General features: G+C 66.0%; 24 protein-coding genes. 10 read left to right on the forward strand and 14 right to left on the reverse strand.

Translation table 11 applies throughout. The features are described 5' to 3' along the window. Positions 1-27: 27 nt before the first annotated feature. Positions 28-1,830: a glycoside hydrolase family 15 protein gene (locus NG697_RS10325; RefSeq protein ID WP_252600296.1), complete on the reverse strand. Its 1,803-nt coding sequence runs from the start codon at positions 1,828-1,830 to the stop codon at positions 28-30. Between the two features lie 150 nt (positions 1,831-1,980). On the opposite strand from NG697_RS10325, the gene NG697_RS10330 reads away from it, so the two are divergent. From NG697_RS10330 to NG697_RS10340, 3 genes are all read left to right on the forward strand, one after another. Next, positions 1,981-2,706 (forward strand): DUF72 domain-containing protein, encoded by a 726-nt coding sequence (locus NG697_RS10330; RefSeq protein ID WP_252614116.1) that lies wholly within the window; start codon positions 1,981-1,983, stop codon positions 2,704-2,706. Positions 2,707-2,778: 72 nt separating this feature from the next. Continuing rightward, positions 2,779-3,861 carry an App1 family protein phosphatidate phosphatase gene (locus NG697_RS10335; protein WP_252600294.1) on the forward strand — a complete coding sequence of 361 codons (1,083 nt, stop codon included), beginning with the start codon at positions 2,779-2,781 and terminating at the stop codon, positions 3,859-3,861. 39 nt (positions 3,862-3,900) lie between these two features. Then, a complete protein-coding gene (locus NG697_RS10340; RefSeq protein WP_252575216.1) occupies positions 3,901-4,752 on the forward strand; it encodes a formate/nitrite transporter family protein in 852 nt (283 codons plus the stop codon). 12 nt (positions 4,753-4,764) lie between these two features. Here the strand turns inward: NG697_RS10340 and NG697_RS10345 are convergent, their stop codons facing one another. Beyond that, on the reverse strand, positions 4,765-6,330 hold the full coding sequence (locus NG697_RS10345) for a glycoside hydrolase family 1 protein (RefSeq protein WP_252614117.1): 1,566 nt from the start codon (positions 6,328-6,330) through the stop codon (positions 4,765-4,767). A 300-nt stretch (positions 6,331-6,630) separates the two neighbouring features. On the opposite strand from NG697_RS10345, the gene NG697_RS10350 reads away from it, so the two are divergent. Continuing rightward, positions 6,631-7,416, forward strand: a complete 786-nt coding sequence (locus tag NG697_RS10350) for an AAA family ATPase (protein ID WP_252614118.1) — start codon at positions 6,631-6,633, stop codon at positions 7,414-7,416. Here the strand turns inward: NG697_RS10350 and NG697_RS10355 are convergent. The 3 genes from NG697_RS10355 to NG697_RS10365 all read right to left on the reverse strand — a co-directional run bounded on the left by NG697_RS10355 (position 7,408) and on the right by NG697_RS10365 (position 8,683). Beyond that, positions 7,408-7,785 (reverse strand): hypothetical protein, encoded by a 378-nt coding sequence (locus NG697_RS10355; protein WP_252614120.1) that lies wholly within the window; start codon positions 7,783-7,785, stop codon positions 7,408-7,410. The two genes, NG697_RS10350 and NG697_RS10355, sit on opposite strands and share 9 nt — an antisense overlap. 44 nt (positions 7,786-7,829) lie before the next feature. Beyond that, the gene (locus NG697_RS10360) at positions 7,830-8,183 is read right to left on the reverse strand and encodes a J domain-containing protein (protein ID WP_252614122.1); all 354 of its coding nucleotides are present in this window, start codon (positions 8,181-8,183) and stop codon (positions 7,830-7,832) included. A gap of 74 nt (positions 8,184-8,257) precedes the next feature. Next, entirely contained in the window at positions 8,258-8,683 is a 426-nt protein-coding gene (locus NG697_RS10365) for an Hsp20/alpha crystallin family protein (protein WP_252600353.1), read from the reverse strand. A 135-nt stretch (positions 8,684-8,818) separates the two neighbouring features. Here NG697_RS10365 and NG697_RS10370 point away from each other — a divergent pair, with 135 nt between their 5' ends. Then, a complete protein-coding gene (locus tag NG697_RS10370; protein ID WP_252600289.1) occupies positions 8,819-9,145 on the forward strand; it encodes a MerR family transcriptional regulator in 327 nt (108 codons plus the stop codon). A 21-nt stretch (positions 9,146-9,166) separates the two neighbouring features. On the opposite strand, the gene NG697_RS10375 is transcribed toward NG697_RS10370, so the two are convergent. Together NG697_RS10375 and NG697_RS10380 are read right to left on the reverse strand one after the other, a co-directional pair. Next, positions 9,167-9,475 carry an MmcQ/YjbR family DNA-binding protein gene (locus tag NG697_RS10375; RefSeq protein WP_252600288.1) on the reverse strand — a complete coding sequence of 103 codons (309 nt, stop codon included), beginning with the start codon at positions 9,473-9,475 and terminating at the stop codon, positions 9,167-9,169. A 5-nt stretch (positions 9,476-9,480) separates the two neighbouring features. Further along, on the reverse strand, positions 9,481-10,260 hold the full coding sequence (locus NG697_RS10380; RefSeq protein WP_374209915.1) for a phosphatase PAP2 family protein: 780 nt from the start codon (positions 10,258-10,260) through the stop codon (positions 9,481-9,483). A gap of 129 nt (positions 10,261-10,389) precedes the next feature. Here NG697_RS10380 and NG697_RS10385 point away from each other — a divergent pair, with 129 nt between their 5' ends. From NG697_RS10385 to NG697_RS10400, 4 genes are all read left to right on the forward strand, one after another. Next, entirely contained in the window at positions 10,390-11,499 is a 1,110-nt protein-coding gene (locus tag NG697_RS10385) for a DNA alkylation repair protein (RefSeq protein WP_252614124.1), read from the forward strand. Between the two features lie 118 nt (positions 11,500-11,617). Further along, positions 11,618-12,655, forward strand: coding sequence for a zinc-dependent alcohol dehydrogenase family protein (locus NG697_RS10390; RefSeq protein WP_252614125.1), 1,038 nt, complete (start codon positions 11,618-11,620; stop codon positions 12,653-12,655). Positions 12,656-12,679: 24 nt separating this feature from the next. Next, entirely contained in the window at positions 12,680-13,354 is a 675-nt protein-coding gene (locus NG697_RS10395) for an SDR family NAD(P)-dependent oxidoreductase (protein WP_252600285.1), read from the forward strand. Further along, positions 13,351-13,761, forward strand: coding sequence for a (R)-mandelonitrile lyase (locus NG697_RS10400; RefSeq protein ID WP_252600284.1), 411 nt, complete (start codon positions 13,351-13,353; stop codon positions 13,759-13,761). The genes NG697_RS10395 and NG697_RS10400 overlap by 4 nt, the downstream gene beginning before the upstream one ends. A 38-nt stretch (positions 13,762-13,799) precedes the next feature. Here the strand turns inward: NG697_RS10400 and NG697_RS10405 are convergent, their stop codons facing one another. The 7 genes from NG697_RS10405 to NG697_RS10435 all read right to left on the reverse strand — a co-directional run bounded on the left by NG697_RS10405 (position 13,800) and on the right by NG697_RS10435 (position 20,895). Then, positions 13,800-14,690 carry a helix-turn-helix transcriptional regulator gene (locus NG697_RS10405; protein WP_252600283.1) on the reverse strand — a complete coding sequence of 297 codons (891 nt, stop codon included), beginning with the start codon at positions 14,688-14,690 and terminating at the stop codon, positions 13,800-13,802. A gap of 97 nt (positions 14,691-14,787) precedes the next feature. Continuing rightward, a complete protein-coding gene (locus NG697_RS10410; RefSeq protein WP_252609746.1) occupies positions 14,788-15,771 on the reverse strand; it encodes a sugar kinase in 984 nt (327 codons plus the stop codon). Then, positions 15,768-16,469, reverse strand: coding sequence for a bifunctional 4-hydroxy-2-oxoglutarate aldolase/2-dehydro-3-deoxy-phosphogluconate aldolase (locus tag NG697_RS10415; protein ID WP_252609745.1), 702 nt, complete (start codon positions 16,467-16,469; stop codon positions 15,768-15,770). The genes NG697_RS10410 and NG697_RS10415 overlap by 4 nt, the downstream gene beginning before the upstream one ends. A 5-nt stretch (positions 16,470-16,474) precedes the next feature. Beyond that, positions 16,475-17,623 carry a galactonate dehydratase gene (gene dgoD / locus NG697_RS10420; protein ID WP_058931277.1) on the reverse strand — a complete coding sequence of 383 codons (1,149 nt, stop codon included), beginning with the start codon at positions 17,621-17,623 and terminating at the stop codon, positions 16,475-16,477. A 7-nt stretch (positions 17,624-17,630) separates the two neighbouring features. Then, positions 17,631-18,530 (reverse strand): carbohydrate ABC transporter permease, encoded by a 900-nt coding sequence (locus NG697_RS10425; protein WP_252609742.1) that lies wholly within the window; start codon positions 18,528-18,530, stop codon positions 17,631-17,633. Next, entirely contained in the window at positions 18,527-19,468 is a 942-nt protein-coding gene (locus NG697_RS10430; RefSeq protein WP_141141625.1) for a carbohydrate ABC transporter permease, read from the reverse strand. The genes NG697_RS10425 and NG697_RS10430 overlap by 4 nt, the downstream gene beginning before the upstream one ends. Before the next feature lie 131 nt (positions 19,469-19,599). Continuing rightward, entirely contained in the window at positions 19,600-20,895 is a 1,296-nt protein-coding gene (locus NG697_RS10435; protein WP_252600279.1) for an ABC transporter substrate-binding protein, read from the reverse strand. 135 nt (positions 20,896-21,030) lie between these two features. Between NG697_RS10435 and NG697_RS10440 the strand changes: the two genes are divergently transcribed. Beyond that, the gene (locus tag NG697_RS10440) at positions 21,031-21,864 is read left to right on the forward strand and encodes a FadR/GntR family transcriptional regulator (RefSeq protein WP_252600278.1); all 834 of its coding nucleotides are present in this window, start codon (positions 21,031-21,033) and stop codon (positions 21,862-21,864) included. Positions 21,865-22,014 lie beyond the last annotated feature (150 nt).

Consider the following 22,014-nt stretch of genomic DNA (forward strand, 5'->3'; position numbering starts at 1 on the left):
GGGGCAGGCCCCCAGGCCCTCATTGCCCTACCTGTCTGTCTCCGGGGGAATAGGTGTGTCACTGCGGCGAACCGTATCCTGATGAAGCTCAAGAGCGCTTGTCACAAGCGCGAAGTGACTGAAGGCCTGGGGCGTATTGCCCAGCTGCCGCCCTGCCCTGACGCCCCATTCCTCACTGAGCAGGCCCACATCGTTGCGGAGTTCGAGCAACCGCTCGAAGAGTTCGGTGGACTCCTCGGTGCGTCCCGCGCCCAGCAGGGCCTCCACCAACCAGAACGAGCAGGCCAGGAACACCCCTTCGTCTCCCGGGAGGCCGTCGTCGCTGTCGGCGGGACGGTAGCGGAGCACAAAACCGTCTTCGGTGAGCTCCCGCTGGATCGCGTCAATGGTCCCCAGCACCCGGGGATCATCCGGCGACAGGAAGCCCACCCGCGGGATCAACAGCAGGCTGGCATCCAGTTCGGGCCGGCCATACGCCTGCACAAAGGTGTTGCGGACGGGGTCGAAGCCGTTGGCCATGACGTCCCGGTGGATGGTGTCGCGAAGGGCCTCCCAGCGTTCCACGGGGCCGGGCAGGCCGAAATCGCGGACGCCTTTAACCATCCGGTCTGCGGCCACCCAGGCCATCACCTTGGAATGCGTGAAATGGCGCCGCGGCCCGCGCATCTCCCAGAGTCCGTTGTCCGGCTGGTCCCAGATGGTCTCCAGGTGCTGCATCAGGGCCACCTGGACGTCCCAGGACTCGTCCGTGTGTTTCAGCAGGGAGTTCCTGGTCAGCGCCAGGCAGTCCAGGACCTCGCCCCAGACGTCCAGTTGAAGCTGCTCGGCGGCGCCGTTGCCGGTCCGTACCGGTTTTGAATTCTCGTACCCGGCAAGCCACGGCAGTTCCATTTCCGGAAGCCTGCGTTCGCCGTGGATTCCGTACATGATCTGCAGGTCGGCCGGATCGCCCGCCACAGCGCGGAGCAGCCAGTCACGCCAGGCGGCAGCCTCGGTGGTGTAGCCGGCGGCCAGGAGCGCCTGCAGCGTCATGGTGGCGTCCCGCAGCCAGCAGAAGCGGTAATCCCAGTTGCGGGGACCGCCCAGCTGTTCCGGCAGGGACGTGGTGACCGCAGCGACGATGCCGCCCGTGGGAGCGTAGGTCAGCGCCTTCAGGGTCACCAGCGAACGGACCACCGCATCCTGGTACTTTCCCTGGACGGTGCACTGGGATGCCCAGCCGCGCCAGAAAGCCAGGGTGGTGCCCAGCACTACCTCGGCGTCCACCGTGTGCGGGCGGGGAACGTGGCTGGGCGCCCACGTCAGGACAAAGGGGATGCGCTCCCCCGCGTGGACTGTGAAGTCACTGACGGAGTGCATGTTCTCGCCGTGAAGCGGCGCCTTGGTGACGAAGTAGACGGAGTCCGGGCCGGCGATGGCATGCAGGCCGTGCCTGTCGCGCCGCACCCAGGGAACGATATGCCCGTAGTCGAACCTCAGCGCCAGTTCACCGTGCATCCTGACGCTTCCCCTCACGCCCTCAACGATCCGCACGATGTCCGCCACCGCGTCGCGTGGCGGCATGAAGTCAATAACCCTGACGGTACCCTCCGGGGTTTCCCATTCTGTTTCCAGGATCAGGGTCCCCTCCCGGTAGCCGCGCCTGGTGCAGGTGCCGCCGCTCTCGGGTGCCAGTAGCCATCGTCCGGCCTCAGGCGTATCCAGGAGCGCGTTGAAACATGCCGGCGAGTCGAAGCGCGGCAGGCAAAGCCAGTCGATGGAGCCCTCGGTGCTGACCAGGGCGCCGGTGTGGAGGTCGCCAACAACTGCATAATCTTCAATGCGCGCCATTCCCATACACTGCCACAAGGATGGGCCCTGCCGGAGAAAACAACCGTGAATGATAGTGGCAAAGCACAGCGGTGTACCGTGAGTTGACGGCCGGTCCACGAACACCGGAGGCATCATGGTTCACCCATCTCCCCTGCGGGTCAGCTGACTGTGGCTGTCTATATCGGCACCTCCGGCTGGAGCTATGACCACTGGGAGAACGTGCTCTACCCGCCAGGCCTCCCGGCCCGGGACAGGCTCCAGCACTACGTTTCCCGGTTTGGCACCGTTGAGTTGAACGCCAGCTTTTACCGGTGGCCCCGGGACACGTCCTTCGCCAACTGGCGGCGCAGGCTCCCGGACGGGTTCGTGATGTCCGTCAAAGCTCCGCGCGGCCTGACGCACGGCAAGAAACTCTACGGACCCGAAGTCTGGCTGGAACGCATCGCCCGCTGCTGGCACGAACTGGGCGACAAACGCGCTGTCCTGCTGGTCCAACTGCCACCGCAGCTGCAGCGCGATGATGCCCGGCTGGATCACTTCCTCGCCGCGGTCCCGTGGTGGATCCGGGTGACCGTGGAGTTCCGGCACCCCAGCTGGGACCATCCGGACGTGTACGCCTTGCTGGAACGGCACCAGGCCGCGTACTGCATCATGAGCGGCGCCCAACTGCCGTGCATCCTCCGCGCCACAGCGCCCTTCGTCTACATCCGGCTCCACGGGCCTGACCATCAGCACCTGTATGGCGGCTCCTACTCCGATACGGACCTGCAGTGGTGGGCGGACCGGATCCGCGAATGGTCCGCGGCAGGCAAGGATGTCTATGCCTATTTCAACAACGACGGCGGCGGGAACGCCGTGCGGAACGCCGACACCCTCCGCTGGCTCCTTGATTGAGGCTGACGTCACGCACGGCGGCGGGACCGCCAGGGTGCCCGGCGCGCGGTTGCGCTGTGGCAGAGTGGAGACATGGACAGGGCTCCTCAGAATTCACCGCAGAACACTCCGCACCCCGCACCGCTGTCCGGCACCCAGCTTTTACGCCTGGCGCACCGGATCTCCGCCGTCGTCAACGCCGTCCGCATCCAGCTCGCCAAGGGCTGGAATTTCGCACCGCAGACCATCGCGTACCAGGGCTACGGTTCGACCGACTGGGTACGCGTGCTCGGCCGCGTCCTGTTAACCAAGAATCCGGCCCCGGGCAGCCGGGCCGAGCAGGCTGCCCGCAACGGCACACAAAACGTCCGCGGCTGGCGGGCCTTCACCAGCGTCCCCCTGCAGTTCATCGAGGTGGAAATTACCATTGGCGGCGTCACCACCCGAGTCCGGGCGGACCGTGGCGGCCTGATCGACACCGTGGTGGACGTGCAGCTCCCGCCGGGCTGGCACACGGCCATCCTGCGGGCTGACGGGACCGAACCCGTGGAGACGCTGATCCAGGTGATCGATGCCGATGCGAAGTTCGGCATCGTGTCCGACATCGACGACACCGTGATGGTCACCGCCCTGCCCAGGCCGTTCCTGGCCCTGTGGAACACGTTTGTCCTCAGCGAACGGGCCCGGATGGCGACGCCGGGGATGGCGGTCCTGCTGGAAAGGCTCACCATTGAACACCCGGACGCGCCCGTCATCTACCTGTCCACGGGTCCGTGGAATGCTGCCCCCACCCTGGCGCGGTTCCTGGGCCGGAACATGTATCCATCCGGCGCCCTCCTGCTCACGGACTGGGGCCTGACCCAGGACCGCTGGTTCCGCAGCGGGCAGGAGCACAAGCACCGCAACCTGGAGCGCCTCGCCAAGGAATTCCCGGACATGCGGTGGCTCCTGATCGGCGACAACGGCCAGCACGACGAACAGATCTACTCAGGCTTCGCCCAGGAAAACGCCGACAAGGTGGCCGCCATCGCCATCCGGCAGCTCTCCGTCAGCGAGTCCGTCTTCGCCGGCGGGCACTCCGAGGACGGCGACCACACCACGTCGGTGGTGCCCTGGATCTATTCGCCGGACGGCGCGGGGATGGCCAAACAGCTTAAGCTCCTGGACCTCCTCTAGATCAATCACCACACACTTTCAGGCGGATAGGCGACACGCATGAGCGACACCGACGGCGATGCGCGGCGGCGGGAACTTGGCGACAATCCAGGCCCGGTTGAGGAGGAGGTGGAGGAATCCTTCGACCGCACGGTTGAGGAAGGCGCGCAGCGGCTGAACCGCTCCTTTCGGGACGTGCTCATCACCGGCTTGTTCGGCGGGTTTGAAATAGGCGTTGGCATTATGGCGTACCTCGGCGTTCTATATGAGACCGAGAACCACCTTCTCGCGGGATTGGCGTTCAGTGCAGGCCTCATCGCCCTCCTGCTGGCCAAGAGCGAGCTGTTCACGGAAGGCTTCCTGGTGCCCATTGCCGCGGTCGTCGCACGGGAGGCAAGCTACGCGCAGCTCGGGAAGCTCTGGGGCGGCACACTCATCGCTAACCTGGTGGGCGGTTGGCTGTTCATGGCATTGATCATGACAGCGTTCCCGCAGTGGAGCGAGACCATCACGAAGGAAGCCACCCACTATCTCGACGCCGGGTTTAACTGGAAAACCGTGTGTCTTGCCGTGTTGGCGGGGAGCACCATCACGTTGATGACCCGCATGCAGCACGGGACGGACAGCGTCACCGGCAAGATCGCGGCCGCCGTCGTTGGCGCTTTCCTGCTCTACGGGCTGCAGCTCTTCCACTCGATCCTGGACTCGCTGCTGATCTTCGGTGCCATCCACACGGGTGCTGACATCAACTACCTTCAATGGCTCGGCTGGTTTTCCTATGTAGTGGTCTTTAATGTGCTTGGCGGGGTCCTGCTGGTGACCGCGCTACGGCTGGTGAGTGCCAGCAAGCTGGTGAAGGAACGTCGCGATGACTCACCCGAGGACCCGGAGGACGCGCACCACGCCGGCTAGGTTCCCAGGACACTAGGCGGTGGCACCTGAGGTGGTCACGCCGTCGTCGGGAGATACCGCCGTTTCGGGATCAGCGGCAGTGTCCGGTTCCTCACTGGCGGCCTGCGCGACGGCGGCACCCGCCGTCGCGGCAAGGTTCCGCTCCTCGATGAGCTCCTGAAGCCAGAAGTAGGACGCCTTCGGCGTGCGCTCCAGGGTCTCGAAATCAACATGCAGCAGGCCGAACGGCTGGTTGTAGCCTGCCGACCATTCGAAATTGTCCAGGAGCGACCACACGTAGTAGCCCCGCAGGTCGATGCCCTCTGCGTCACCGCCCGGGGCCGTGGCCTTCAGCGCTGACTCGATGTGGTCCGACAGGTATTTCAGCCGCCGCTCGTCCGGGATGAAGGTGGTGTTGGTGGACTTGTCACGGACGATGATGTCCTCGAAACTCGCCCCGCCCTCGGTGATGATCACCGGCGGCAGATGCGGGTACCGCTCTGCCATCTCTTTCAACGCCACCCCCATGTACTCGGGCTTCACCGGCCAGCCGTAGGAGGTGATGTCCGCTTCGGGCCAGGCCTCGACGTGGAACGGCGTGGAGCCGTTGCCTGCCGCACTCAAGTCACTGCCCATGGCCTCCGCCATGCTCGCCGGCACAGCCCCTTCACCAGGACCGAAAGCCACCTTCGTGGGCATGTAGTAGTTCAGGCCGTAGAAATCCAGCGGCTGGGAGATGATCTCCATGTCCTCGTCCGGATGGTCGAATGAGCCGAAGAACTTCGCGGCGCGGATGATATCCGGATATTGGCCAGTGAGGACGGGGTCCGCGTACATCCGGTTCTGGGCGATGTCCATCAGGCCCGCACTCATCCAGTCCAGGGGGTTGATGGAGTTCGGGACCATGGGCGAGTACACGTTGGTTATCCCGATCTCGCCTGGGACCCCCGCCGCCCGCAATGCCTGCATCGCGAGCCCGTGGCCCAGAAGCTGGTGGTGCACGGTAGGCAACGCGTTGACCATAAGTGCTTCGCCCGGTGAGTGCAGGCCCATGGTGTAGCCGTTGGTGCTGACCGTGGCGGGCTCGTTGATGGTGACCCAGCGGGCAACGCGGTCGCCGTACGCAGCAGCGGCAATCGCGGCGAACTCCCCCAGGCGGTAGGCGGTATCGCGATTCATCCAGCCGCCGGCGTCGTCCAGTGCCAGCGGAGTGTCCCAGTGATAGAGGGTGACCATGGGCGAAATCCCGTTGGCCAGGAGTTCGTCCAGAAGCCGGTCATAGAACGCCAGCCCGGCAGGGTTCACCGGGCCGCTGCCGTTGGGCTGGATCCGGGGCCAGGACAGTGAGAACCGGTACGAGTCGACACCCAGCTGCTTCATAAGGGCAACATCGCCGGGCATGCGGTGGTAGTGGTCGCAGGCTACGGCCGGGCTGTGCCCGTCCACGATGGCACCTTCCTTGGCCGAAAACACGTCCCAGCCCGCCGTGCCCCTGCCGTCTTCAGTAAGGGCGCCCTCGATCTGGAAGGCCGCCGTGGCCACGCCCAGCGTGAAGTCCGCAGGGATGAGGGCGGCCAGGTCCTTGGCGGAAATGTGCATGGATTCAGTCCTTCATGACCGAGAAAGCGTGGAACGGGTACGTCCCAGAATGGCACACGGCAGGGCTGCTGACGAGCGTCGCTGCTAGATCTGAGCATGATGAAAAACTGGGGAAGTTCATCGACGATTTTTCCGAGCTGGTCCAGCTGACGCAGGCCGGAAACCACCGGCAGCAGGCGGGCAAGCGGCTGCTTGAGGCGCTGACGGAGCACCTGGGTGAGTCGGCTGAAGGCCTCTCCGTGGTGAACCTTGCCGTGGGGCCTGAAACAGCCAACGGATTCCTGGCCGAGCACCGCGGGGGTGACGTTCCACCACCGTCCCAGCCTCCCGGCGTCGGACGTCATCATGCCCGACGGCCTGCTGCAGAAGGTCGCGGACCACACCGTGGGCATCGCCACGCACCGGGCGTCCCTCAAACAGCACGGCCAGCATCTCAAACGGGGCATCCTGCTGTGCGGCCGCCCGGGGACCGGCAAGACGCACACCGTGCGCCACCTGCTGAGCCAGAGTGAAGGCTCGACGGCGATCCTCCTCTCGGGCGGATCGCTCGCCAGGATCTCCGAGGCGGCCCGCATGGCCCGGGCGCTGCAGCCCTCGATCGTCGTGCTGGAGGATTGCGATCTTATTGCCGAGGACCGGAGTTTCGGGCACGGGCCGCAGCCGCTGCTTTTTGAGGTGCTGGACGCCATGGACGGCCTGGACAACGACGCCGACGTCGCGTTTGTCCTCACCACCAACCGGCCCGACATGCTGGAGCGGGCGCTGGCGCAGCGCCCGGGCCGGGTGGACCTCGCGGTGGAGATCCCGCTGCCGGCCCATGCCGAGCGAGTCCGGCTGCTGGAACTCTACGGCCGCCTGGTGGCGTTCAGCCCGGCGGCACTGGATGCCGCCGCGGAACGGACGGCGGGAACCACCGCCTCCTTCGCGCGGGAACCGGTCCGGCGGGCGGTGGTGGCTGCGGCGCTGGATAACACCCCGGTGTCCGATTCGCACCTGGCGGCCGCCGTGGACGACCTGATGGCCGACGCCGAAACCCTCACCCGCAGCCTGCTGGGCAGCGGCACGGACGCGGCCGGCTCATTGTGAGCCGAAGAGGAACTCCTTGGCGTGCGCCACGGCCTTCCGGAAGGCATCGTTCCGGAGTGTGACGAGTTGCTCCGCGTCGCCGTCTGCCGGCTCGAGATAACCGGTGTAACCGGGCCGCAGCACCCAGACGTCGCCGGCGGGCGGAAGATAGAACACCCCGAAGGACCGCTGCTGCTCGTCTTCGGCGGTCCATACGGGGACCACTGCCAAGGCCGCGCCAGTGGCAGGATTGATCCAATGTGCGCGGGGAAGCGGCTCTTCGTGGGCTTCGGGGTCCAGGAACGGTGCAGTACCCTCGCCCCAGCGCTGTTCGAAGCGTTCGTGGAAGGCAGGAATCAGGTGGGAGTCGTAGCGGCGCCAGTCGCTCATTGTTTTGTCCGCCTCCTCGCGGTGATGGCTGTCGTCTTACGGGTTTACTTCCACGGTCCGCTTTCCCAGCGCACCGTGGTGATCCTGATGGTGTTGCCGGCCGGGACGTACCGGTTGCTGACCTTCCGGACGGGGATGACTGTCGGGGTGCCACCCGGCGCGCTTGGTCCGTTGCGGCTCCTGTCGTAGGTTGCGCGCCGCGCCGCGTCACGGAGGACAGCGAACGCCTGCATGATCCGCAGCAGCTCTCCATCCTGCACGTCGCGGTCAACCGTTGCGCCGCCGTCGAGATCCGGATGACGGGTGCGCATCAGCACCCGGTAGGCACGGGAGATCTCCTGCTGGCTGGCAGCAGGCTTCACGCGCAGCACATCGTAGTAGTCCGGCTGGCTGGTCATGGCGGTCCTTGTCGGGAATTCTGACCGGGAAGGTGCAGGGGCGCCGGACGTAGCCGGCGCCCCTGGGTCCGGACCTACTTACCGATCTCGTGCAGGGAACCCTGTTTGGTTTCGATCTCGATCCTGCGCGGCTTGGCCTGCTCCAACACCGGGATCCGCAGGGTCAGCACGCCCTGGTCGTAGCTGGCCTTAATGGTGTCCGCATTGAGCGTGTCGCCCAGGATGAGCTGACGACTGAAGACACCGCGCGGTCGCTCTGAGGCCACCAGCTCAACATTGGGCTGGGTGGGGTCCTGGCGCTCCGCGCGGACGGTCAGTACGTTGCGCTCCACGTTCAGGTCCACGGAATCCACCTTGACGCCCGGGAGGTCGAACGCCACCACGAACTCGCCGTCTTCCTGCCAGGCGTCCATGGGCATTGCCGCCGGCCGGGCGGCGGTTCCGAAGACCTGCTGGGCGAGCCGGTCCAGCTCACGGAACGGGTCCGTACGCATCAACATCATTTCCCACTCCTTCAGTTGCTAGAAGTTGAATCCAGTTCATCTACCCACCATCGGTTATCTGTATTGGTGGATATAGATTTTTTATAGCACTCGTGCGAGACTGATGCAACATCACGGGGAAGGTATTTTGGGGTGGACGCGGTCAGTAGAACGCCAGAACAGAAACCGGGTCCTCGGGCCGGTCAGGCACTGTATGCCATCTCTGTAGCAGCAAAGCTGGCAGGGACCGGGCAGCAGAACATCAGGCTCTACGAGACGAAAGGGCTGATCCTCCCGGAGCGTACGGCCGGCGGCACGCGTCAATACAGCAACGCCGACATCGGCCTGCTCCTGCACATCGGGGAACTCCTGGACCAGGGGCTCAATCTTGCCGGCATAGCCAAAGTCCTGGAGCTCGAGGCAGCGAATGCCGAACTGCGCCGCGCCCTCAGACGGGCCAGGTCACGCCCGGACACGTAGCGGCCAGGGTCCCCTGGCCAGTCAGGATCCGCGGCCGCCCGCCAGCCGGTAGGACTCCTCGAGCAGTTCTCCGAGTTCCTCGGCGCCGATTTGGTCCAGCCGGACCAGCACCAGCTGCGGCGACCGCTCATGGTGCGGGGTCCAGAAATATGTAGCAGGCTCCATGCCGGCCAGCGCCTCCCGCTCGGTGGTCTTCACCGTCAGCACGCCGTCCTCCCACATGCGTGCCATCAGCGTCTTCGCGAACCAGGCGGGCCGGTCCCAGCTGCTGCGTTCGGTGACACCGGGCAGCGCCAGGCACATCCTCCGCACGTCGTCCTCGGCTGCCATCGCGGCTAGTCGCCCGGCGCGTCCGCTTTGGAGAGTTCGCCCGTGATCCGTTCGCCGGGGATCCTGGCGGTCCGCCACGTATCCAGGGCGATGACGGCACCGAGGATCAGAAGCGAGAGCGTCATCGAGGCCAGCGCGTCGCTGAGCCAGTGGTAGCCAAGGTACAGGCGGCTCACCGCGGCGAGAACTATGCCGATGCCCGCACCAACGAAGCCGAAGACGGCCGACGTCGGGTTTTCCCGTCGCGAGAAGACCAGGAAGGCGGTCACTAGCAGGAAGTCGCAGGCACCCAGGACGTGGCCGGACGGGAACGAGAAGGTGTGGTCGGCGCCGAACAGCATCAGTTCCACAGGGGGCCGCGAGCGCTGGACGATCGCCAGGATGATCTGCGATATCACGACGCCGGTGAGCATGGCGGCGGCGAGCATAATGGGCCGCCAGGCGTGCTTGGCCGCGAACCCCCAGACCACCGTCACCACCAGCACGATGATGGGCAGGGCGACCGGGCCGAAGACCACCGCGAGGAAGATCATCACGGCAGTGAGGGTCTCGGACCGGAGCGAGAGCAGCCAGTCGCGGATGGATTCGTCGGGACCCCAGGGGCCGGTACCGCTCTGCAGGACGCCCACCAGCGTCGCGACGAACAGCAGGGCCCCCACGCTGATGAGCACCACCGCCGTCCGGTACAAAGCCTTCCGCGCGGCCGGTTCCATGAAGCGTTCCTCCACCACGAACTTGTCATGGAAGGTCCGCCAAAGACTGTTCTTGCCTGCCTGCTCTGCCACTGTGTGTCCGTCCGTGCGCCGTTAAGGAGTGCCTAAGGTGAAGATTATCCCTTCTGCCCGGCGTTGGCCTGCTCTGCCCGTCGTTGGCCCTGCGGCGGGCATGTCAGCCCGCGGGGGTAGCCTGTCTCAATGGGCGCGATGAATGAGCTGATCAACCGGCAGGGCGTGGAAACACTGGCCGGGATCCTGGCTGCGGCCGCTCCGGGATCGGGCTGGCCGCAAGTGGCTGCTGCCGCCGCACACTTGGACGAGTTGAGCCTGCGCAGCCGGACGGATGCGGTGAGCAGTGCGTTGCTGGCGGATGTGCGGCAGCTTCCGGATCCGGGATACCCGACGGCGGCACGCATCTTCCGGAGCGCCCTTTCCGGCGCCGGTTTCACGGGCTGGATCCTCTGGCCGGTATCCGAAACGGCCGTCACGCTTGCCCTCGAATCAGGCACTTCACCCTACTTTGACGACTGCCTGGCCCTTCTGGCCGAACTGACCCCGAGGCTCACGGGCGAGTTCGCCATTCGCCGGCTGCTGGCCGCGGACCTGGAGCGTTCCCTCGAGATCATCCAGGGCTGGACCGGGCATCCGGACGAGCATGTCCGGCGGCTGGCCAGCGAGGGGACGCGGCCGTACCTCCCCTGGGCGGTGCGGGTACCCGCCGTCGTGCTTCACCCGGAGGCGTCCCTCCCGGTTCTGGACGCCCTGTACCGGGATCCTTCGGAGTACGTGCGGCGCTCGGTAGCCAACCACCTCAACGACCTGGCGCGGCACGCACCAAAGGTAGTGGTGGCGACGGCGGCGCGCTGGCTGTCCGCGCCGGACGCCAACACCGCATGGGTGGTCAGGCACGGCCTGCGGACCCTGATCAAGAATGCGCACCCGGGAGCGCTGGCCCTGCAGGGGTTCGTGCCGGCGTCGCTCGCTGTCACGGGGCCGCGGCTGGACCGGAACTACGTGGCCCTGCCGGGTGAACTTGCTTTCGACTTCGAGATCGCCAACACCGGAAACGGCGATGCCCGGCTGGCGGTTGACTACGTGGTCCATTACGTCAAAGCCAACGGCACGCAATCGGCCAAGGTCTTCAAGATCGCGGCGCTCACCCTCGCCGCGGGTGAGACCCGTACCCTCTCGAAGCGTCATGCCTTCCGTCAGATGACCACCCGGGTGCACCACCCGGGGGTCCACGCCCTTGAGCTGCAAATCAACGGGATCCGGCACGGGCACACGGAGTTTGAGCTGCACCTCTGAGGGGGGAGGCACTGCCGGTACCTGTATCAACAGCCACTCCCACACATGCGGAATGTGCGGTTGGCTAGTGGAGGAACACCCGGGCTCCTGCCCCTGACGAAGTGATGAGGAAACGAAAATGCGAGCAACCATCATGTATGGCGCCGGCGACGTGCGCGTGGAGAACGTGCCCGATCCCGTCATCCAGAATTCGACCGACGCGATCGTGCGGATCGTCAATTCCTGTATCTGCGGCTCCGACCTGCACCCCTACCACGGCATGCCCTCGTCCAGGCAGGGCAGCCCCATGGGCCACGAGTTCATCGGCGTCGTGGAGGAAACAGGCAAGGACGTGTCCACCCTGAAGAAGGGGGACTTCGTCATCGCCCCGTTCGCCTGGTCCGACGGTACCTGCGTCTTCTGCCGTGAAGGCCTGCAGACCTCCTGCCGCCACGGCGGGTTCTGGGCCTCGAACGGAATCGGCGGCGCCCAGGCCGAGGCCATCCGTGTCCCGTTCGCCGACGGCACCCTGGTCAATGCCCCTGTGGGTGAGGACAGCGAGCTGCTGCCGTCGCTGCTGACCCTCTCCGACGTCTACGGCACCGGCTACCACGCCGCCATCAAGGCAGGCGTCAACGCCCGGACCACTGTCACGGTCATCGGTGACGGCGCCGTCGGGCTGATGGCGGTGCTGTCCGCCAAGCAGCTCGGTGCCGAGCAGATCATCCTGATGGGCCGGCACAAGGCCCGCACCGACCTGGGCATCGAATACGGCGCCACCGACGTCGTCGCCGAACGCGGTGAGGCCGGCATCGAGAAGGTGCGCGAGCTCAGCGGCGGCGACGGAACGCACACCGTACTTGAGTGCGTGGGGCACCGCCCGGCGTACGACCAGGCCCTCGGCGTCATCCGCCCTGGCGGCGTCATCAGCCGGGTGGGCGTGCCCCAGTACGAGGACGCTCCGATCGGCTTCGGCTCGATGTTCGGCCCGAACATCACGCTCACCGGCGGCCCTGCCCCGGTCCGCGCCTACATCGAGACGCTCCTGCCCGGCGTCCTTGACGGCACCGTCAACCCGGGCAAGGTGTTCGACCGGACCATCAACCTGAACGAGGTCCCCGACGGCTACCGCGCCATGGATTCCCGCGAGGCCCTGAAGGTCCTGGTTTGTCCGTAGCGCCACCCTCGAAAGGAAACAACCATGGCTACCTGGCTCATCACAGGCTGCTCGACCGGACTCGGCCGCGCGCTCGCCCAAACCGTGCTTGCGAACGGCCACAACGCCGGCTACGGTTACCGTGCCGCGGTTGAAGAAGCGGACGACGCCGAGATCCGGCAATTGTTCGACACCAACTTTTTCGGCGCCGTCAGCATGATCAAAGCAGTACTCCCCGGCATGCGCGCCAACAGGGCCGGGTCCATCCTGAACATCTCCTCCATCGGGGCGCGCATCTCACCGGCCGGATCCGGATACTACTCCGCCAGCAAGGCAGCCCTGGAGGGCCTGTCCGGCTCCCTCCACAAGGAACTGAAGCCACTCGGAATCAACGTCACCGTCATCGAGCCCGGCGCGTTCCGCACCGACTTCGCGGGCCGCTCGCTGACCCAGTCGGCCACGCCGATCAAGGACTACGCGGAGACGGCCGGGAAGCGGCGCAAGGAGAACGACACGGTCCACGGCACCCAGCCGGGCGACCCCGCCAAGGCGGCGGAAGCCATCCTGGCGGTCGCCGCGAGCCCGAACCCGCCGTCCCTGCTGGTGCTCGGCAGCGACGCTTTTGACTTGTTCGGCGCCGTCGCCCAGGCACAGCGCACGGAACTGGACCAATGGCGGGACGTCAGCCTCAGCACGGACATCGGAGGAGAACAACCATGAGCACGCAGAAGCAACCGAAAACGCCCACCGTCAAGGGACCCGATGACTGGTTTACCGGCGACGTCTACTTCAACGCGTACTACTCCGGCCAGCAACCGTCCCGTGCCCGGCTGAATCTGGTTCGCTTCACTCCTGGCGCGCACACCGCCTGGCACAAGCACGCCGTCGGGCAGACCCTGCACGTCACGGAAGGCATCGGGTATGTGCAATCGCGTGGGGAAGAGCTGATCGAGCTGCAGCCCGGCGATACGGTCTACACGCCCGCGGGTGAGTGGCACTGGCACGGTGCGACGGAAGGCAACTTCATGTGCCACCTCGCCCTGTGGGAAGCACCAGTGGACAGCGACGAGGCCGAAACGGTCTGGGGCGCCAAGCTCACGGCCGACGAATACCCCTCGACGAAGTAGAAGACGACAGGCACCCGCACTAGGGCCGCAGCGCGGCGTTACTGCGGGTGCTTGGCAGTTGGTGATGGTTCGGCGAACTCGTCATCGTGCGTGGCAGCCCAGGAGGCCAAGAGCTGCAAGGCGTCAGCCGTCGGGGAACCGGCGGGCGCGGTGTACACGTTCAGCACCAGGCCCGGCTCGCTGGGCAGCTCCATGGACTGGTAGTTCAAATCCAGGTCACCCACCACCGGGTGGTGCAGCCGCTTAAGCCCGCTGCGGTGGAAGACGACATCCCGGGAAGCCCACCGGTCCCTGAACAGCTCGCTCTGCGTGGACAGCTCGCCGACCAGCCGGATGAGTTCGGGGTCGTGCGGATGCCGGCCTGCTTCAAGCCGCAGCATCGCTGCGGCATCGTTGGCGATCTGATCGTAATCTCGCCAGAACTCCCGGGCTGCCGGGTCAAGGTACGTAAACCGGGTGGTGTTCACGGGGCGGTGCGCGCTTTTGAAAACAGGTGAGTAAAGGGCCCGCCCCATCCGGTTTGCTGCCAGGATGTCGTGGCGGCCGTTGCGGACCCACGCCGGCGCGTCAGCCATTGCATCGAGGACCTGCTGCACTTCAGGGCGGACAGTACCGGACGGCTTGCTGCGCCTCCTGCGAGCCGGCCCGGCGGCGCGGGCGAGGTCAAAAAGATGCTCCCGCTCGGCTTCGTCCAGCTTCAGCGTGCGTGCGAGGGCATCCAGCACGCTTTCGGACGCCCCGGCGAGGTTGCCGCGCTCCAGGCGCACGTAGTAGTCCACTGACAAACCGGCCAGCATCGCCACTTCCTCACGCCTCAGGCCGGCGACCCGCCGATTCCCGCCGTACGCAGGCAACCCGGCTTCCTCGGGCGAAATCCGCGCCCGCCTGGAACTTAGAAACTCTTTTATGTCCGCGCGCACGTCTCCCATACCCCTACGGTAAGCGCCCGCGGTCCCGGGCGGCAGGCACTGTCAGTACCTGCCTGCTCCGCGCCCGGGGAAGGCAAGCCCAGCCACGACCCGGCAGCTACCGCTGGGTGGTTCCGCTGGCGGTGGCGCCCAGCATGGCGAGCTCGGCCCGGCTGGGCAGGCCCTCCCAGTCACCGGCAGTGCTGACGGCGAAAGCCCCCATAACGGCGCCGCGTTGCAGGCGGCCGGCAACGTCCTCACCGTCGAGCAGGGCAGAGAGGTAGCCGGCTGTGAAGGCGTCCCCCGCGCCCACGGTATCAATGCTTGTCACCGTGACGGCGGGCGCCTCGAACCGTCCGGAGGCGGTATGGACGCCGGCGCCGGCTGCTCCCCGCTTGACCACGACTTCCCCAACCCCCTGCTCCAGCAACGAGGCAGCGAGCACGGTTTCGGCGTCGTCGTACCCCAGGGAATCGGAGCCGCTCAAGGCGGCGGACGCCACGAGGTCCAGTTCGTCGTCGGACGCTATCAGGATGTCGGCGTGCCGCGCGATGGGGCCCAGCACGGTTCGGGCCTCGTCCCGGGTCCAGAGCCGGCTGCGGTAATTGACGTCGAGGGAGACCACCACTCCGTCGGCGGCGGCGCGCTCGGCAGCGTATTCAAACGCCTTCCGGGCTTCCGGGCTGAGCGCGGGGGTGATGCCGGTCAGGTGCAGCACGCGCGGGCTGGCACCGAGGGCACTGTCCACGTCGTCCCGGCTGACGGTGGAACCAGCCGAACCGGCGCGGTAGTAGAAGGCCCGGGTGACGTCCGCGGTCCGCTGTTCGAGGAACATCACGCCCGTGCTGCGGGACGGATCCACCCGGCACTGCGTCCCGATGTCCTCGGAGCGGAGCTGCCGCAGGATGAATTCGCCGTGCGGATCGGCGCCAACTGCACCGGCCCACGTGACTGTGTGTCCTAGCCGCGCAACCCCCACGGCGACGTTCGATTCGGCACCGGCCACGTGCATGGCCAAGCTTCCGCCGGCGGACAGCGGACCGGCGGACCGCAGCGACACCATGGACTCGCCGAAGGTCAGAAGGTCGACGGCGGCGCTCACCGCACGCCCGCTGCGGCGGTCGCTACGGCCGCTGCGGCCGTTCGGCGGGCAAAGGAGTCCGCCAGGTCCACAAACGCGCGGGCACGCCCGCGCGTCGGCGCGAGGTCACCGCCGGAGCCGACATCACCGAACAGCGGCCCGCCAAGCCCGACGGCGATCGCGCCGGCTTCCCAGTAACCCGCGGCCTCGTCCAGGCCCACGCCGCCGACGGCGATAAACGGGATCCCGGGGAAGGGATCGCGCAGCGCCTTGAGATAGCCGGGGCCGCCGATGGAGGCGGGGAACAGTTTGATGGCGGTGGCCCCGCGGTTCATCGCTTCGTACGCCTCGCTGGGCGTCAGGGCGCCCGCCAGGACGGGGATTCCCTGCCGCGCCGATTCGTGGATGGATGCGGCCAGGGACGGCGTAACCATAAACTGGCCGCCGGCCCCGGCGACGTTGTCCACGTCTTGCACGGTCAGGACGGTTCCGCCGCCGACGTAGCAGCCGGCCGGTGCGGCGGCGCGGACCTCGCGGATGGCATCCAGCGCCCCCGGCGTGGTCAGTGCGATCTCGACGAATCTGAACCCTTCCGCCATCGCGGCGAGGGCGGCCTGCGCCGCGGCCTTGCCGTCGGTACCGCGCACGATTCCCACGAGCCGCGACTCCCGGATTCCGGCCAGCAGGCTTTCGGGCGTGATGTCCGTGCTGTCAGTCATGTTGTTTACCATTCTGCAAATGCTCCGTCCGAGTGGCGCCAGACCGGCCCGCGCCAGGCGTGGCCGCGCTTGTCCGCCGCGCGGACCACGGCCTCGTCGATTTCAATGCCGAGGCCGGGACCGGTCAGCCGTTCAATGTGGCCGTCCACGAACTTCAGCGGGGACTTGTCCACCACGTAGTCCAGGACTTCGGCGCCCTTGTTGTAGTGGATGCCGATGCTCTGTTCCTGGATCAGGAAGTTGGGCGTCGCGAAGCCCACCTGCAGGCACGCTGCCAGGGCCAGCGGCCCCAGCGGGCAGTGCGGTGCCAGCTGGACGTCGTAGATTTCGGCGAGCGAGGCGATCTTGCGGACCTCGGTGATCCCGCCGGCGTGTGACAGGTCAGGCTGGGCCACGGCGATTCCTGCCTGCAGTGCGGGCAGGAATTCCTGCCGGCTGTAGAGCCGCTCACCGGTGGAAACCGGCGTCGTGGTTGAAGAGGTGAATTCGCGCAGCAGGTGCGTGTTTTCCGGGACCACGGGTTCTTCGAGGAAGAACGGCCGGTACGGTTCCAGCAGCGGCGCCACCCGGCGGGCGTTGGCCAGGCTGAAGCGGCCGTGGAAGTCCACCGCGACGTCGCGGTGGTCCCCCAGCACCTCGCGGGCCGCGGCAACACGGCGGACGACGCCGTCGATCTCGGCCACCGAGGCGACGGGGCTCATCCGGCCGCTGGCATTCATCTTGACGGCGGTCAGGCCCACTTCCAGCTGGGCGCTTATCTGGTCCGCCACCTCGTTCGGCTCGTCCCCGCCCACCCAGCCGTACATCCGGATCCTGTCGCGGACGTGGCCGCCCAGGAGCTGGTGCACGGGGGTGTTGAAGTGCTTGCCCGCGATGTCCCACAGTGCCTGGTCCAGCCCGGAGACGGCACTGGCCAGGATGGGTCCGCCGCGGTAGAAGGAACCCTTGGTCATGACCTGCCAGTGGTCTTCGATCCGGAGGGCGTCGTTGCCGATCAGCAGCTCCGAGAGCTGGCCGACGGCGGTGCGGACCGTTTCGCTGCGCCCCTCGCAGGTTGCCTCGCCCCAGCCGACAATCCCGCTCTCCGTCTCGATCCGGACAAACAGCCAGCGCGGCGCGACGAGGAAGGTTTCAATTCTGCTGATGAGTGTCATACCGGACCTAGCCCTTGGTAGCTCCGGCGGTCATGCCGGAGACGATGTACTTCTGCGTGAAGAGCGCAATGATCATGATGGGGATGGTCACCACGGTGGCGGCCGCCATCAGCCCGCCCCAGTCGATGCTGGCGTAGGAGACAAAGTCGAAGATGGCAACGGGAAGCGTCTTGGTCTTGGACCCGGAGAGCACCAGGGCGAACATGAAGTTGTTCCAGGAAAAGATGAAGGACAGGATGCCGGCGGTGGCCATGCCGGCCACGGACAGCGGCAGCGTGATGCGCTGGAACGCGCCGATCGGCGTCAGTCCGTCCACCTGCGCCGATTCCTCCAGCTCCAGCGGGAGCGAATCGAAGTAGCTCATCATGATGTACACGATCAGCGGCAGGGCAACGAACATGTGGCTGAGGATCAGTACCTCGAACCCACCTACCATTTTCAGGTTGGAGAACACGTAGTACCAGGGCACCAGCAGGGAAACACCCGGGATGACGCGGGCCATCAGGACCACCAGGGCTGAGCGGTGCATGGTGAACCGGCTCATGGCGTACGCAGCCGGGACGCCCAGCACCAGCGAGAGGGCCGTGGAGACAAAGGCCACCCAGAAGCTGTTGAAGATGAAGACGAAGTAGTTGTTGCGCTGCAGCACGTTTGCGTAGTTCTCGAACGTGGGGCTGAAAATGAACGATTTGGCGGTGTCGTAGATGTCAACGTTGGTCTTCAGTGAGGCCAGCAGCATCCAGAACAGCGGCGCGACCAGGAACAGCACGACGGCGATCAGGGCCGCGACGCGGAAGACCTTGTAGGCGCGGGTGCCGAGGGGCTTCTTCGGGCGGCGGACCGGCCGGGGATGCCGGGGCTGCCCGGCGGACGTTTGGGTTTTGGTGTTTTCGTTCAGGACGGTCATTTGCTTACCGCTTTCTTGCGCATGGTCAGCAGCCACATGGAGCCGATGATGATCATGAAGAACAGGATCAGCACCGCGGAGGACAGCCCGTACTGGTTGTAGTCGAAGCTCAGCCCGTAGGCGTAGACGTTCAGGGTCTCCACTTCGTGGAAGGACCCGCCTCCCTTGCCCTTGGTGGCGTACAGGATGTCGAAGGTCTTCAGGGCGTCGATGCCCCGGAGGAGGATGGCCACAATCACCGTGGGCATCATCAGGGGCAGCGTGATGAAGAAAAAGCGCTGGAACGCGTTGGCTCCGTCCATGCGTGCCGCCTCGTCGGGCTCCTCGGAGAGGGAGGTCAGGCCAGCGAGCAGGATCAGGACCACCATGGGGGTCCACTGCCACACGTCCATGAAGATGGTGGTGCCGAGCGCGGTGTCCTGGCCGGAGAGCCAGGGCTGGGCGGGGATGCCCACAGCGGCGAGCAGCTGGTTCGCGAACCCGATGTTGGGGTCGAAGATCAGCCGCCACATCATGCCGACGGCTACCGGGGTTGCCACGAGCGGCAGCAGGATGGCCACGCGGACCCACTTTTCGCCGCGGAAGGGCCGCCACAGCAGCAGGGCGATGCCCATGCCGAGTGCCACTTCGCAGACCAGGGCGATGCCGGTGAAGGTGAGTGTGCGGCCCACAGCGGGCCAGAAGCGTTCGACGTCGGACAGGACCGTCAGGTAGTTTTCCAGGCCGATGAATTCGGTGGCTGCGCGGACGGAGCCCTGCGAATCGGTGAGGCTCAGGTACAGCGTCCAGGCCAGCGGGAAGATGATCAGGACGCCGACGAAGGCCATCGCCGGGGCTGCGAAGAGCCATTTGCGGTGCCGGTTGGCCCAGTCAGAGAATTTTTCCCGGGCACCGGGAGCACGGCCTGCGTTCCGGGCTGCGCTGCGGGGAGGAGTCATTACAGACATGGTTCACCTAAGGAGTTGGGGGGTGAAGAATGGCCGGGGCGGGACGGCAGCGTCACTGCCGTCCCGCCGGGGCTGTTGCGTACACCGGGCCTCATTGGCTGAGGCCCCGTGCACTGCGTGCGTTACTTCTTTTCGCTGTCCAGGAACTTCTGGAAGGCCACGTGGGCCGAGTCTGCTGCGGCGGAAGCGTCGGCGCCGGTGATGCTGGCAACGATCGGCTCGCCCACGATTTCGCGGGCCTTGCCAACGGTGACTACCTCGGGACGGTCGTGGCCCACACCGTTTTTGGCGCTGGCGGCAATGGCTTCGGCCAGGTCCTTCGGGTACGTGGAAGTTCCGGCTGAGTCAGCCCAGACGGAGGCGCGGGGTCCGGGGACGCCGGCCTTCTGTGCGGCCAGGGTGCGTTCCTTGCTGGTGGCCCACTGGATGAACTTCCAGGCGTTGTCCTGGTTGCCCGAAGCCTCGTTCACTGCCAGGCCCCAGGACGGGATGTTGTACGGCTTGGAACCGGCGGGACCGGCGGGCAGTGCGGCGAACCCGACAGTCTCGGCAACCTTGGACTTGGCCGGATCGGTGGCGTTCTTGTAGAGCGAGTCCGCCTCGGTGTAGAAGGCGGCCTTGCCCTGGGTGAAGATGGCCATCGCTTCGGGCCAGCTCATGTCCGTGCTGACGTTAGCGGGACCGTAGTTCTTGATCAGGCCGCCGTAGAAGGCATAGGCCTCTTTGGCAGCTGCCGAGTTGACGGTGGACTTGCCGCTGGAATCGGTGAAGTCGCCGCCGAAGCTGTACAGGAAGCTGGAGAACTGGGTGACGGCGGCGGACTTGCCGGTGCGGGCCACAAAACCGGCGGTGTCCGGGTTGGCTTCCTTGATGGCCTTGGCGGCCGCTTCAAGCTCCTCCATGGTCTTGGGGACCTCAAGGCCGGCGGCCTTCAGCAGGTCCTTGCGGTAGTAGAGGACTTCGCGCTCGGTGATGATGGGGACGCCAACAACCTTGCCGTCAGCGGTGGTGGCCTTGACCGGGCCCTCCTGGTAGTCCTTCCAGTCCCAGCCGGAATCCGAGGAGACCTTGCTGGTCAGGTCCGCGAGGTAGCCGTTCTTCGCGAACGCCTTGCCTTCCTGGAGCGGGCGGTACATCATCACGTCGATCTCGTCGCTGCCTGCGTTTAGCTTGACGTTGTACTGGTCCGAGAGCTGGTCTTCGCCGAGCTGCGTCAGTTCCACCTTGAGCCCGGAGGACTTCTCAAATTCCGGGATGGCGGCCTTGATGCCTTCGGTCCAGACGTGATTTGCGAGAGTTACCCGGACGATGCCGGATTCCTTGGCGTCGCTGCTGCCGCTGCCGCCGCCGCAGGCTGTCAGCCCCATGGAAAATGCCGCGGCGACTGCCGCGTACTTCATTACTGAACGTCGCTTCATGACGACTCCCTTGCTTCGAGGCTGACGTCACTGTCCAGCCATCTACAAATGCATCTTTACATCTGCTCTGGAAGAGAGCATAGGTAAATAAGGCAGACTTAAACAACCCCTTTTGGCAACCAGTATGATTTATCTATGAAAACCCCAAAGGCGGAGTCCCCTACCGACCGGCATACCGCGTTGGTCCAGAGTTTGGGGCTCGCCATTGCCGAGGGGTCCCTCGCGCCGAATTCGGTGGTGCGGCTGGACGAGCTGGAGGCGCAGCACAAGGTATCCCGGTCCGTGGTCCGGGAAGCCGCCCGGGTTCTGTCATCCAAAGGCATGCTGGCATCCCGTCGGCGGTTCGGCACCGTGGTACAGCCCGAAGAGGCCTGGAACCTTTACGATCCCCAGGTGATCCGCTGGCGGCTGGCCTCGTCCCGGCGGCTGGAGCAGCTTCAGGCCCTCAACGAACTCCGTGGCGCGATCGAACCACAGGCTGCCCGGCTCGCGGCCGAGCGGGCGTCGTGGGATGCCGGGAGCGACCTGGTCTCCCTGGCCGCGCGGCTGTGGGCGGCCGGCCAGCGCGGAGAGCAGGAGGAGTTCCTCCGGCTGGACGTGGAGTTCCATGCCGCCGTACTCAAGGCTTCCGGCAACGCCATGTTTGCCCAGCTCCAGAATCTTGTGGCCGAGGTCCTCACCGGCCGGACGGAACACGGCCTGATGCCAGACCTGCCGCACCACGAAGCACTTCAGCTTCACGTTGACGTGGCCAGCGCCATCCAGCGCGGTGAGGCCGGCGCCGCCCATGCCGCCATGAGCAGGATCGTGGAACAGTTCGCTGAGGAAGTGGGCCATATCTGGTCCGAGCACAACCATGGCAAGTCGCCGGATGCTTCCCCTCAGCACACAACCCCGCGGCACACAACAGGGGCCGACGGCGCCCCCCAATTGCCGCCGTCGGCCTCCCTTTCCACAACCGACAGCTAGAACGAACCCGTGGTGAACTGCCACGTCTTCGTGGCCAACTGATTGCCTGCTAGTGCAGCGTGTCGTTGATTACTTTGGGTCTGATTGTTTGTCAGACTTGATTCATGGTTTATCTGGCAAGGGCATTGGAATTGCGCGACGGGGACCGAG

The organism is Pseudarthrobacter raffinosi (assembly GCF_023913835.1).
GTDB lineage: Bacteria > Actinomycetota > Actinomycetes > Actinomycetales > Micrococcaceae > Arthrobacter > Arthrobacter raffinosi.